Below are 12,740 nucleotides of genomic sequence, written 5' to 3'. Positions count from 1 at the left end.
AAAATGGAGCTAACATTTCTTGGTGCAACAGGCACTGTCACTGGCTCTAAATATTTTCTTAAAGCTGCGGATAAACGAATTTTAATAGACTGTGGGCTGTTTCAAGGGCTTAAACAATTACGGTTAAAAAACTGGGCTGCATTGCCCGTTAACCCGAAAGAAATTGATTATGTGGTGTTGACCCATGCGCATATTGACCACAGCGGATATTTACCCTTGCTGGTTAAAAACGGTTTTTCAGGCAAGGTGTATTGCAGTGAAGCCACCAGTGATTTATGTGAGGTGTTGTTATTAGATGCCGCGCACTTGCAAGAAGAAGAGGCCCGATACGCCAACAAAAGCGGCTTCTCTAAACATAATCCAGCATTGCCCCTGTATACACAAGAGGACGCACAAAATGCGCTTGCATTGCTGACACCAGTCACTTTTGAGCAGGTGGTTGATTTAGGCAGTGGGGTCAGTTTCAAGCTTTCACCGAGCGGACATATACTAGGTTCAGCCTTTGTGCGCATTCAAGACGAAAAAACTTCAATACTTTTTTCTGGCGACATTGGACGTCCGCATGATGTTTTGATGAAGGCACCCGCACGCATCAAGCAGGCAGATTATTTAGTGCTTGAATCTACTTATGGTAATCGCCTGCATGAGAAAATTGACCCGCAAATTAAATTGGCTGAAATCCTCAACAGAACCATCAAACGCAAAGGCGTGGTGGTAATTCCAGTATTCGCCGTTGGCCGAGCGCAAGAACTGCTTTATTACATTCATTTGCTTAAATCATCAGGCGCGATTCCAAGCAATATCCCTGTTTACCTGAATAGTCCGATGGCGGTGGATGCGACAGCGATATTTAATCATTTTCGCGGTGAGCATCGCCTTAACCCAGAACAAAGCCATGCGTTATGCCACACGGCACACATGGTGAATGGTATTGAAGAATCCAAACGACTCAATGAAAGCAAGGGCCCAATGATTATTCTGTCCGCAAGCGGCATGGCAACAGGCGGGCGCGTAGTGCATCATTTAAAAGCTTTTGCGCCAGACTCTAAAAACACGCTGTTATTTGTTGGGTTTCAGGCGTCGGGGACACGAGGTGCGGCAATGTTGGCGGGCGTAGAAAGCATCAAGATTCATGGCGAATATGTGCCAGTGCGTGCGCAGGTGGAGTATTTGCCAAATTTATCTGCGCATGCCGATTACGCCGAGATTATTGAATGGTTAGGTGGTTTTGAGCAGGCTCCTAAAAGAACCTACATTACACATGGTGAGCCAGAAGCCGCCGATGCAATGCGCCTGCATGTGGAAGAGCAACTAAAGTGGCGAGTAGTTGTGCCTGAATATTTAGAGACGGTTACTTTGCGTTAATAATTTCTTTTGGTCGTTAAATAGTCAGCTTCTCGCGCAGTGTCACCATAACCTGCTTGGGTAAGCAAGGCCTGTGTTATGTAATGACTCACGCGCTGCCGCAAGGTTGTTGTGGCATTACCCTCAACAAAAATAGCTGGAAACTTAAAACTCAACCAAGCATATAAGCTCAAGTTGTGGCTTAGTAACTCAGCCGCTTCAAGGTGTTTAGGTGATGCGGATTCCAGCCAATTTGGCGGGCTAGGTAAGTGGCGAATTTGTGATTGTGCGACGCTTTGCAAACATAATAAATAATAGTCTTTTTCAAAAGCTAAATTGAGCGAGATTGGCGCGCAGACAAAAATATACTTGTCTTTCAGCGACATAGTTGGCGCATAGTTATCCACTAATATGGCTTGTGCAATTTGTGTGTTAAGTGAGGATTGTGCGAATAATTCTGAGTCAAAACGAGTTCTTTGCTGATGATAGCTTAAAACTTCTGCAATCTTTTTTGTGTGCAATTTTTGAGCAATCTCTCCAATTTGATTAAACGCAATATTAATTGGCAGCTTAGTTAAATCAGACGTGTCATCTGTACTGAGCATGTGCTCAACATGAATCAGCTCATCGTTTTCTAGTACGTTGACATAGCCTGTATCGTAAATACCAAAGCGGCCTGCGCGTCCAGCAATTTGGCGTATTTCGGTCGAATTCAGATAACGTGAAGCCACACCATCAAACTTATGGATGTTTGAGAAAATCACACGCCTGATTGGCAGGTTTAAACCCATGCCAATTGCATCGGTTGCTACTAAAATATCAGCTTTGCCAGAACAAAATCGTTCAGATTCAGTACGTCGCACTTCTGGGGAAAGTGCTCCGTAAATGCTAGCTACTGTGAACCCCCATTGGCGAAATCTGGCAGAAAGCGTCAGTACATCTTTGCGGCTAAAGGCGATGATTGCATCACCTTTTTGTAGTTTTGGCTTGAGTTTTTGACGGCTGTAATGATTGCCACAAAGACTTACCTCTTCTAAAACTAATGGTGTTTTGCGTACTAGGTAAGTGATTTCATGCGTTTCGCCCATAGATTCAACGGTAGCGATACACGGCGCGGTAACCGCGGTTGAGCCACATACAAACACCTGTGTTGCAGGTACACCTACTAGGGCTGCTGTCCATGCACTGCCGCGGTCTGGGTCTTGCAGCATTTGAATTTCATCGATAATTGCGACATCTACCAAGCTGCTTGGATTCATCATTTCGATGGTAGAAGCTGTGTGTCGAGCGCCTTCCATCAGAACGCGCTCTTCACCAGTAATCAAGTTGCAAGGCACGCCAGAAGCCACTAAACGATCGCGAATTTCCATTGCCAGCAGTCGCAATGGCGCTAAGTAAACGCCAGATTGAGCGTTTTGTAAGGCGATTAAAGCTTGATGCGTTTTACCTGAATTAGTTGGCCCTAAGTAAAAATGGTGATGGCGTTTAATACTGCGTGCATGGCTAAAGCTGTTGATGTAGCTCGTTTCGTTTAAATCTGCAGCGTTTGATTTCATATTCACAAGAATTTAGCTTAAAACAGGTAAAATAACCACCAATAAAATTAACCTCAATTTAAATGCACAAGCCTCATGCGTATTCAATTATTGCCAGACCAACTTATTAGCCAAATCGCCGCAGGCGAGGTGGTTGAACGCCCAGCTTCAGCGCTGAAAGAGTTGTTGGAAAATAGTTTAGATGCGGGTAGCACCGATATTTCTGTTTCGCTGTTGCAGGGTGGTGTTAAGCAATTACGCGTTGCTGATAACGGCAGTGGCATTGCACAAGATGACCTTGCTATGGCGCTTACGCGGCATGCTACAAGTAAGATATTCAGTTTGGAGGATTTGGAGGCTGTTGCCAGTTTGGGTTTTCGTGGCGAGGCGCTGGCCAGCATCGCGTCGGTTTCACGTACACAAGTCAGTAGTCGTTTTGTAGATAGCAAGCATGCTTGGCGTATCGCTTCTGAAGGCAGCGAAATTTCGCCGATTGAGCCAGCGGCGCTGGATGTTGGCACTATTATTGAAGTCAACGATTTGTATTTTAATACGCCCGCGCGTCGTAAGTTTTTAAAAACCGAAGGCACGGAATTTGGTCATTGCGAGGTCGCTTTTGAGCGTGTGGCGCTTTCACGACCCGATGTGGCTTTTATGATGCAACACAACGGCAGGGCACTTAGCCGTTATGCCGTGAGCACTCCGGAAAAGCGTTTTAGTGAGGTTTTGGGGTCGGAGTTTGCTGCAGAAACGATTTTTGTGGATGAATCTGCTGCGGGTTTGCGCTTGTGGGGTGTGGCTGCCAAGCCGACGTTTAATCGCAATAAAAGTGACACGCAATATGTGTATGTCAATGGCCGTTATGTGCGCGACAAACTGATTTCGCATGCTATTCGCCAAGCGTATCAAGATGTATTGCACCATGAGCGCCATCCTGCATTCGTGCTGTTTTTAGAGCTAGACCCTAACTTGGTCGATGTGAACGTACATCCAAGCAAAACGGAAGTCAGATTTCGCGATGGCCAAGCGATACACCGTTTTATTTTTCACTCGTTGCATAAGGCCTTGGCTTCGCCGACGGGAGTTTCAAATGCAAGTACGTCGAATCAAGCGGCATTTAACCCATTTGCTTCATCAAATGCTGCTCGCCCTGAGTCCTTCGACAAGCTTAGGACGGGTTTTGTCGAAGCGCAATATCCATACCCTAAATATCAATCTCAAATCAATTTAAGCGCAAATCAGCCGTCTAACTTTTACCAAACCTTATTTGGTGAGAATAATTCGCAAAATTATGTAAGCAATACATCAAATAACGCTGCCCTGCAAGCCAGTATCCATGCGCCTTCCAGCGATGCTGCTTTTGCACCAAACGACCACCCGTTAGGCTTTGCCGTGGCGCAAATTCATGGTGTGTACGTGCTGGCGCAAAATGCAGAAGGCTTGGTGGTGGTCGATATGCACGCCGCGCACGAACGTATTATGTACGAGCAACTAAAAAATGCACTAGATAATAAAGCCGTTGCGATGCAGCCTTTATTGCTACCAGTGAGTTTTAATGCGGATAGGCTGGAAGTTGCCGCTGTACAAGAAGCCTTGGCGACTAATGATGGCAGCCTTCAAGACTTAGGTTTTGATATTGCAATATTATCTCCCACTACATTGGCAGTGCGTGCCATACCGACCATGCTACAAGATGCTGATGCCGTCAATTTAGCTCGAGATGTATTACGAGATTTACGCGAATACGGTGCCTCACGTGCGCTTACCGAGCGTCGTAACGAGTTATTAGGCTCCATGGCTTGCCACGCTGCCGTCCGTGCCAATCGCAGTCTCACAATCCCTGAAATGAATGCCTTGCTCCGTGATATGGAAGTGACCGAGCGTTCAGGGCAGTGCAATCACGGCCGCCCAACTTGGTTTCAAGTTAGCATGAGTGATTTGGATAAGATGTTTATGCGGGGCAAATAACCATGCGACAACAAGGAAAACTTGTTAAATGGTCAGATGATAAAGGTTTTGGTTTTGTGTCTTCAGAGGACTCAACTGAACTAATATTTGTACATATAACTGCGTTTCCTAAGGGGCAATCACGTCCAACGATTGGCGAAGCAATCACTTTTGATATTGCAAATGATACTAAAAAAGGGTTGCAAGCGTATAACGTTTTATATTTGAATCGACTACAACAAGCGCAGTCTAGAACCAAGTCTAAGGTAGTAAAAAAACAAAATAATTTCATCGTAATTATCTTAGTATCGATATTAATTTTTTGTTCCATCCCTTTGTATCAGTTATATAAAAGGATTTCTGGGGTTGATTCATCCTTGCAAAAAACTATTGAATATACAAATTCCATCGAAGCAGCAAAAGAAACGAATCCAAAAACCTTCTTAACTATTTCAGATAGTTCTAGCTCGAATAATGCTAGACGCAATGTTGGCGCCAACTACTATCAATGTTCTGGTAAAACACGATGTGGGGAGATGGCATCATGTGACGAAGCTAAGTTCTATTTATTAAATTGTCCTGGAACTATTACAGATGGTGATGGCGATGGAATCCCATGTGAGGATCAGTGGTGTGGTCATTAACATCTAGCTATTTTTTTATTGGCCGAACAGCCCAGTTTACAATTTTCCGTTTGGGAAAATAAAAGCATTTTGCCACCCAGCGTTAACTGCTTAAATCACTTGGCGCTTTAATTTAGATTGAAGCCATCGCCAAACCAGACTGTCTGGAATTTCAATGCCATCGACAATGTATTTGAGTGTTTTTACGTGATCGAGCAAGATTGGCAGGGTCGATTTGGCGTATGGACGACCACAGAACAGAATACAGTCGCCCAAAGCCAGGCGGGTGGTGATATCGGGCACTAGTATCGGCATATTGTTGCGCACTAGCATGAGTGGGACTAAATCCATTTGCTGCTCGCGATCGGCGGGGTTTTGTGTCAAGTGGTAAAGCGTAACATCGATCCCTTTGTTCAGTAATTCTGTCACGGCAGGTGCTTTTTGCGCATTAATTTCTACTCCCCAAGTTTCAGGCACCAGTTCACCTACTTTGCTGACCAGTTTGCTGATGAGCTGGTTAGCCCATTCATTGCTTTGATTGCGTGAAAGCACTAGAAACTGAGCTAACAAAGGCGAAATCATATGTGCTAAACATTCATGGGCGATGATGTCCGTAGGTTGCATGGTAATGTTGGCATTAAATTCTTTGAATAATTCATCGTTATGGCGTTTGTTTTTTCGGATGACCACGAACAGTTTCGGATTCAATTCGTATGCGGTCATGACGATGGATAAATTGTTAATGTCATTATCGGTGCCAGCCACAATGCCCACGGCATTCTCAATACCGGCCTCAATTAAGGTTTTGGCTTCCGTACCGCTACCTAGAATGTATTTATCGCAACCGGTTAGTTGCGGCATGGCTTCTACTATTGTTGCGTTGATATGTTCGCGCTCTAAATTTTTAACAACGGCTTTGCCAAAGCGGCCATAACCACAGACAATCCATTGTCCTCTAGGTGGCGTTTCAGGTGGCGGAATGCTGTCACCTGGTACGTCGGTAAGCCATTCATGCAAAATATACGTGCCAATAGCATGTACGCGTATGGCTAATTGGTCACCAAATAAAGTGTAGGGGTTAATGATGTGGTCTGTACCAAAAGAGGTCATATTAGCGGCAATATCATCGCGTTCTGCGCGGGCGAGTACTGGCAAATTTGGATTCATTAATTTTACTGCCACCGCCACAGCCAGATTCACTTCATCGTTGTCAGTTAAGGTAACTACGCCAATACATAAAGGGTGGTGAACACCAGCGCGAATTAGGTTTTCTGGCATTTTTGCATCGGCACAAAGAAACGGAATCACACTTTTTGTGTCACTTAGTTCTAATTCATTGAGTCGCTCTTGTTGAGATTCAATTACGACGGCACGCATGCCTTTTTGATCAAGCGCTTTAGCAATTAAACTAGCGGATTCGCCATAACTACAGAGGATGTAAAACGGTTCTTTCAGTTGACGAACGTTGCGTGCAAAATTTTCGATAATCATCGTTTGGCGTAGACTTGGGTCTTGCAACAGGGTGATGATTTTACCAATGGCATAAAACCAGGGGATGACCGTTAAATAAATCGAGAATGTCATCCAGATGCGCTGTGCCTGACTGAATGGGTAGGGCAATTCGCCAAAACCAATGGTAGTAGCGGTGTAACTGATAACGTACAAAGCTTGAAATATGCTCATGTGCCATGGTTGGCCTTTGTCGTCCATACCTGGCATTAGCGTCAAGCCGATAATTGCAATGGCAAAGCTCACGATAATGAAAATTAGCGGCCGTCGTAAACGGCGCAATATCAAAAAGAGGATGTTATTCATGCTTTAGTTTGAAATTGTCTTTAAGCATTTGTGAGGAAATGACCTATCGGCGTTGGCTGATTGTTTCAGAAATTAGTAAGATGACCGACACAAAGTTTGCCATGAGTGCGCCACCTGAAAGCGAGACGATGTAAGTGATGAGGTCGGCTTCTTCCATTTTTCCGTCGAGTGCGGCCCACAAAATAGCGGCGGTAATTAATTGCAAATCGGCTGCCAAGCTGGTGGAAAGTAATATCGCACCAACGTGAGTGCGATCACCAAATTTTAATACAGTAGCAATCAGGCTAACGACAATTGCGGCATACAGCTCATAAACGTGATGATGGTTAGGGTTGTCAATTTCTCCCAGAAAAAAGCCAAAATTAAGTGTCATGGCTAATACAATAAAAAAACCAAAAACAACTTTTTCTAAATTCATGGATTCAGTCCGCCGCAAAGAGTGATTAACAAAGAGAGATTGATAAGTAACATAATAATTGCCTAAGAACGAGTATTATACAAGCCTTACGTTTCGCTTTAGTTGTTTGTACTGGCTTTAAATGACAAGAATTACATGAATATGCATCCATTTCCTCCAGCAATATTTTTAATGGGCCCAACCGCCAGTGGTAAAACAGGCGCGGCGGTTGACCTTGTCTCAAAGCTTCCAGTTGAAATCATTAGTGTTGATTCTGCTTTGGTGTTCAAAAATATGAATATCGGCACAGCCAAGCCAAATGCGGCAATGCTTACAAAGGCGCCACATCATTTAATCGATATTATTGAACCAACTAGTGCATATTCAGCCGCCAACTTTAGAACAGACGCCTTGCGTTTAATGGTGGATATTACTGCGCGCGGCAAGATTCCCTTATTGGTGGGCGGCACCATGTTGTACTTTAAGGCCTTGCAAGAGGGGTTAAGTGGCTTGCCCGAAGCGAACCCAGAAGTACGCGCTAGGCTAGATACTCGTGCGGCCTTTATTGGCTGGCCAGCCATGCATGAAAAGTTGGCTTTGGTTGACCCAATCACCGCCTCGCGTTTAGAGCCGAACGATACACAACGTATTCAGCGTGCTTTGGAGGTGTTCGAACTGACAGGTGAAGCAATGTCTACGCTTTACGCAAGGCAAACAAGTGAGGTTTTGCCCTACAACTTGCTTAAAATTGCTTTAGTGCCTAGCGACCGTAAAGTACTGCATGAGCGTATCGCTATTCGATTTGAGGAAATGCTCAAAGATGGATTTGTCGAAGAGGTAAAGGCGTTAATTGCGAACTATCCGTCCTTGACGCCTGAATCGACCTCGATGCGCTGTGTTGGTTACAGGCAAGCGTTAGAACATCTTGCAGGTGAATATGATGTCGCCGAGTTGCGCGATCGAGGCATCTTCGCCACACGTCAATTAGCGAAACGGCAGCTCACATGGTTGAGAGGTATGTCGCGTGGTATGGAGGACACTATTGAATTAGATTGTCTAAATCCACAGTTAAATGAATTGGTATTTAATGAAATAAATCAATTTATTACGATTTAAACTTAACAAATTACATAAACTTTACCCGTCATTCCTGCGTAGGCGTTAATCCAGTCAAATAGCAAGTCTTACTGATTGGTCTCTATAATCTGAAACCTTATTTTAATTACATCAGTATCATTTAACTACAATGCAGCCTAGCTAGATTCCCGCCTGCGCGGGAATGACGACTTAGCAAGGTTTAGATTTTTTGCATTCTATTTGCCGCTTCAACGCATTCGTCATGCGATGCTACCAAGGCCATGCGAATGAAGTTTTTACCAGGATTTAATCCATGTGCCTCACGTGCTAAATAGCTCCCTGGTAACACGGTAATATTCAAATCGCGATACAGCTTTACCGCAAGTTCCGTATCACTTTGTTTACTTCTAGCCCATAAGTAAAATGCCGCATCGGGCACTTCAACGTCTAATACATTTTTTAGTAATGGTGTGACTACATTGAATTTGGCCGCATACAAGTTGCGGTTTTCAACCACATGCGCTTCATCATTCCACGCCGCGATAGAAGCCGCCTGCACAGCAGGGTTCATCGCGCAACCGTGGTAGGTGCGGTAGAGCGTGAATTTTTCGATAATCTTTTCATCGCCCGCCACAAAGCCCGAGCGCATGCCTGGTACGTTTGAACGTTTAGAAAGCGAGCTAAATACCACTAAATTAGCATGGCTGCGGCCCAATAGATATGCGGCTTGCAGGGCACCTAATGGCGGATTGACTTCATCAAAATAGATTTCGGAATAACATTCATCAGCCGCAATCACATAGCCATATTTGTCTGATAGCTCAAAGATGTTTTTCCATTGTGCTAAGGACATCACCTTGCCAGAAGGGTTGCCTGGACTGCATACATAGACTAATTGCGTGCGCTTTAGTACTTCTGCGGGCACGCTTTCAAAATCCATCACATGTTGATTTTCGGGCAATGTGTTAAGAAAATAGGGTTGAGCACCTGCTAAAAAAGCTGCACCTTCATAAATCTGATAAAACGGGTTTGGCGAAATCACTACTGGATTTGGCTTGCTGTTATCAATAATCACCTGCGCAAAAGCAAATAGTGCTTCTCGGCTGCCTGTGACTGGCAAAATCGCCGTTTCAGGATTAAGCGCTGGCACTCCATAACGGCGTGAAATCCAATTAGAAATCGCTTCGCGAAGGGCTAAAGAGCCAATGGTGGTTGGGTAACTCGCCAAACCTGCGAGATTATTCACCAGCGCATCTTTAATGAGCTGTGGCGTGGCATGTTTGGGTTCACCAATCGATAAATTAATTGCTGAGAAATCAGGGTTTGGGGTAATGCCTTTAAACAGGTCGCGCAAACGTTGAAAAGGATAGGGCTGGAGTAAATTTAAATTTGGATTCATAACGAGTATTGTAATATAGCAAGCGCGCTTACCAAAATTTGCCGCTGATTTTTTTAGCAGATATTGTTAAAGTTTCGCGCTGTTTCAATAATCGGAGTTGACTAAAATCGGCGTGTGCAGTCACTTAGTGCTTAAAAAGATAAAAATGAATACCACCAATCAAACATCAAAACCTACTACTAGCCAATATTTCGCCGTTTTTGGCCTGCTATTTGGCGCACTTTGCTGGGGCATTATTTGGTTCCCGTATCGTATCATGGCGGAAGCGGGGGTTTCTGGCGCAGTATCAAGTTTCTATACCTATGCAATTGCAACATTGATTGCGGGTATCTACTTTGCCAAACATTGGCACGGCATTTTTAAACTGCCTGTCAGTATTATTTGGCTGGGTTTGGTGGCGGGCTGGACCAATTTAGCTTATGTGCTGGCGGTAATCGACGGCGAAGTGATGCGCGTGATGCTGCTGTTCTACCTGTCTCCACTCTGGACATTGATATTGGCGCATTTCTGGTTAAAAGAAAAAACGCAATTGACAGGTTATATCGCTATTGCTATTTCGCTATTGGGCGCATTTATTATGCTGTACGACCCAAAACTGAGCAGTTTACCTTTGCCTAAAAACACCGCGGAATGGCTAGCTTTATCTTCTGGCGTCGGCTTTTCACTTACCAATGTGATTACGCGACAATCCAAACATTTGAGCCTGAGAGCAAAGTCTTTTGCGGTGTGGATTGGCGTATTAGTTGTGTCGCTTTTTTATGTGGTGCTGGTGGAAAAAACCATGCAGGCACCCAATTTTTTAAGTTTTACGCACTGGTGGGTAATGTTGCTAATTGCATTGTTGCTCATGGCCGCCACGCTACTCGTGCAATACGGCGTAACGAGAATGCCAGCGACACGTGCATCGGTGTTGTTTCTGTTCGAGTTAGTAGTGGCCGCTATCGCATCCTATTATCTAGCGCATGAATCCATGGCTATCAATGAATGGATAGGCGGTAGTCTGATAGTAGCTGCCGCAATCTTTGCGGCATTTAACCATAACGATTAATCGGTTAGCTAAAGCTTGAGTTACGTGTGCCTTCCGCCGCAAAGCGGATTTTTAATGACAAGTCATTGCGCGAGTCGGCATTGGTCAGTGCATTTTCTTCATCAATCTTGCCGTTACTAAATAAGCGGAATAAGGATTGGTCAAAGGTGTTCATACCAATGTCGTTACTGTCGGCCATGGTATCTTTCATGTCACCCATTTTTTGTTTTTGGATTAGTTCTGCAATGTAAGGCGTGTTAATCATCACCTCTGTTGCGGCAACGCGTTTGCTTTGTTTGCCAGGAATCAATCGCTGGGAAACAATCGCGACCAAATTCATGGATAAACCAAGCAGCAAGCCCGCTCTGGCATCTTCAGGAAAGAATGAAATAATGCGTTCAAGCGCTTGGTTGGCATTATTTGCATGCAAGGTGGCCAAACATAAATGGCCCGTTTCTGCGTAGGCCATGGCGTTTTTCATGCCATCCATATCACGCACTTCACCAATCAAAATCACATCTGGCGCTTGGCGCATGGCGTTTTTAAGGCCGTTTTCAAAGGATAGGGTATCAATGCCGACTTCGCGTTGGTCCACCACCGATTTTTTATGTGGATGAATAAATTCAATGGGGTCTTCCAGCGTAAGAATATGGCCATTCATGGTGGAATTTCGATGGTCAATCATCGACGCAAGCGTGGTGGTTTTACCCGAACCGGTCGCGCCCACCACCAGAATCAAGCCGCGTTTGCGTAAAATCAGGTCTTTAAGCACAGCAGGCAGGCCAAGCGAGTCAATCGATGGGATATCGGTTTTAATGTGTCGCACCACCATGCCAACTTCACCGCGTTGCCGAAACACATTCACGCGGAAGCGGCCCACATCTTTTTTACTGATGGCAAAATTACATTCCAAAATGGATTCAAATTCCATAATTTGGTCTGGACTCATCAAGGAATAGGCAATTTCTTTAATCATGCCTGGTGTCATGATTTGCGCGTTAATCGGCAAGGTGTCGCCTTCAATTTCAATATGAATGGACGCGCCTGTACTAAAAAATAAGTCAGAGCCGCCTTTATCCAGCATAAATTTTAAGATGGGGCTAATGTCGATTGCTGCCATGATTTAATCCTATATGTTTTTTTAAGTGCGCGAAATATTATCTAGAAAATATTAGCTGTGAGACTTTAGCATAAAAATTTAGATTGTTTTATCGCTTTGTAACCGGTCCGACATGGTTTGATATTGGCGTTCTAAATCACGTGCGAAACTAGGCGTATCAAATAATGCTGATTTATCCTTACTCTCCGCTAATTTTTGTTTAACTCTCATGAGTTCAATTGGGTTGTTTGCAAGTTGCAATGCTTTTGCTTGATAGTCGGCTAATGAATAAGTAATCAACTCTTGCATTGCAGTGGCGCTTAGTAGGCTACCCGCTACGCGCGCGGCGAAGGTGTCGCCCACACAGGTCAATACTGGAACACCCATCCACAAAGCATCGCTACAGGTTGTGTGGGCGTTGTAGGGCAATGTGTCTAAAAACAAATCGGCATGTGCGTGGCGTGCTAAGTGGTCAGC

10 protein-coding genes and 1 pseudogene are annotated in these 12,740 nt (G+C 44.5%); 5 read left to right on the top strand and 6 right to left on the bottom strand.

The genetic code is table 11. The features are described 5' to 3' along the window. The first annotated feature begins 3 nt into the window (after positions 1-3). Positions 4-1,365 carry an MBL fold metallo-hydrolase gene (locus tag HOO90_RS10570; RefSeq protein WP_292842814.1) on the top strand — a complete coding sequence of 454 codons (1,362 nt, stop codon included), beginning with the start codon at positions 4-6 and terminating at the stop codon, positions 1,363-1,365. Here HOO90_RS10570 and HOO90_RS10565 read toward each other — a convergent pair. Next, positions 1,362-2,900, bottom strand: coding sequence for a helicase-related protein (locus tag HOO90_RS10565; protein ID WP_292842838.1), 1,539 nt, complete (start codon positions 2,898-2,900; stop codon positions 1,362-1,364). The genes HOO90_RS10570 and HOO90_RS10565 overlap by 4 nt on opposite strands. A 75-nt stretch (positions 2,901-2,975) precedes the next feature. Between HOO90_RS10565 and mutL the strand changes: the two genes are divergently transcribed. Beyond that, on the top strand, positions 2,976-4,847 hold the full coding sequence (gene mutL / locus HOO90_RS10560) for a DNA mismatch repair endonuclease MutL (protein ID WP_292842812.1): 1,872 nt from the start codon (positions 2,976-2,978) through the stop codon (positions 4,845-4,847). A gap of 2 nt (positions 4,848-4,849) precedes the next feature. Then, positions 4,850-5,470, top strand: coding sequence for a cold shock domain-containing protein (locus tag HOO90_RS10555; protein WP_292842810.1), 621 nt, complete (start codon positions 4,850-4,852; stop codon positions 5,468-5,470). Positions 5,471-5,560: 90 nt separating this feature from the next. Here the strand turns inward: HOO90_RS10555 and HOO90_RS10550 are convergent, their stop codons facing one another. Together HOO90_RS10550 and HOO90_RS10545 are read right to left on the bottom strand one after the other, a co-directional pair. Further along, positions 5,561-7,264: an NAD(P)-binding protein gene (locus tag HOO90_RS10550; protein WP_292842808.1), complete on the bottom strand. Its 1,704-nt coding sequence runs from the start codon at positions 7,262-7,264 to the stop codon at positions 5,561-5,563. A 43-nt stretch (positions 7,265-7,307) separates the two neighbouring features. Continuing rightward, positions 7,308-7,682, bottom strand: coding sequence for a DUF6394 family protein (locus tag HOO90_RS10545; protein ID WP_292842806.1), 375 nt, complete (start codon positions 7,680-7,682; stop codon positions 7,308-7,310). A 141-nt stretch (positions 7,683-7,823) separates the two neighbouring features. Between HOO90_RS10545 and miaA the strand changes: the two genes are divergently transcribed. Next, a complete protein-coding gene (gene miaA / locus HOO90_RS10540) occupies positions 7,824-8,777 on the top strand; it encodes a tRNA (adenosine(37)-N6)-dimethylallyltransferase MiaA (RefSeq protein ID WP_292842836.1) in 954 nt (317 codons plus the stop codon). Between the two features lie 181 nt (positions 8,778-8,958). Here the strand turns inward: miaA and dapC are convergent, their stop codons facing one another. Continuing rightward, positions 8,959-10,137, bottom strand: coding sequence for a succinyldiaminopimelate transaminase (dapC, locus tag HOO90_RS10535; protein WP_292842804.1), 1,179 nt, complete (start codon positions 10,135-10,137; stop codon positions 8,959-8,961). A 145-nt stretch (positions 10,138-10,282) separates the two neighbouring features. On the opposite strand from dapC, the gene HOO90_RS10530 reads away from it, so the two are divergent. Then, positions 10,283-11,185, top strand: coding sequence for a DMT family transporter (locus HOO90_RS10530; protein WP_292842802.1), 903 nt, complete (start codon positions 10,283-10,285; stop codon positions 11,183-11,185). A 4-nt stretch (positions 11,186-11,189) separates the two neighbouring features. Here HOO90_RS10530 and HOO90_RS10525 read toward each other — a convergent pair whose 3' ends face one another. Continuing rightward, entirely contained in the window at positions 11,190-12,284 is a 1,095-nt protein-coding gene (locus HOO90_RS10525; RefSeq protein WP_292842800.1) for a PilT/PilU family type 4a pilus ATPase, read from the bottom strand. A 78-nt stretch (positions 12,285-12,362) separates the two neighbouring features. Continuing rightward, a pseudogene (locus HOO90_RS10520) lies at positions 12,363-12,740 on the bottom strand (glycosyltransferase); the annotation flags it as partial.

Origin of the sequence: Methylotenera sp. (assembly GCF_013141425.1) — a bacterium.
GTDB lineage: Bacteria > Pseudomonadota > Gammaproteobacteria > Burkholderiales > Methylophilaceae > Methylotenera.
Note: the sequence above shows the minus strand (reverse complement) of the source record. Positions and strands in the feature narration are given on the sequence as shown.

Bases quoted from the DNA above. Each gene is read 5' to 3' on its own strand.
- HOO90_RS10570 (WP_292842814.1), top strand. From the start codon at position 4: ATGGAGCTAACATTTCTTGGTGCAACAGGCACTGTCACTGGCTCTAAA.
- HOO90_RS10565 (WP_292842838.1), bottom strand. From the start codon at position 2,900: ATGAAATCAAACGCTGCAGATTTAAACGAAACGAGCTACATCAACAGC.
- mutL (WP_292842812.1), top strand. From the start codon at position 2,976: ATGCGTATTCAATTATTGCCAGACCAACTTATTAGCCAAATCGCCGCA.
- HOO90_RS10555 (WP_292842810.1), top strand. From the start codon at position 4,850: ATGCGACAACAAGGAAAACTTGTTAAATGGTCAGATGATAAAGGTTTT.
- HOO90_RS10550 (WP_292842808.1), bottom strand. From the start codon at position 7,264: ATGAATAACATCCTCTTTTTGATATTGCGCCGTTTACGACGGCCGCTA.
- HOO90_RS10545 (WP_292842806.1), bottom strand. From the start codon at position 7,682: ATGAATTTAGAAAAAGTTGTTTTTGGTTTTTTTATTGTATTAGCCATG.
- miaA (WP_292842836.1), top strand. From the start codon at position 7,824: ATGCATCCATTTCCTCCAGCAATATTTTTAATGGGCCCAACCGCCAGT.
- dapC (WP_292842804.1), bottom strand. From the start codon at position 10,137: ATGAATCCAAATTTAAATTTACTCCAGCCCTATCCTTTTCAACGTTTG.
- HOO90_RS10530 (WP_292842802.1), top strand. From the start codon at position 10,283: ATGAATACCACCAATCAAACATCAAAACCTACTACTAGCCAATATTTC.
- HOO90_RS10525 (WP_292842800.1), bottom strand. From the start codon at position 12,284: ATGGCAGCAATCGACATTAGCCCCATCTTAAAATTTATGCTGGATAAA.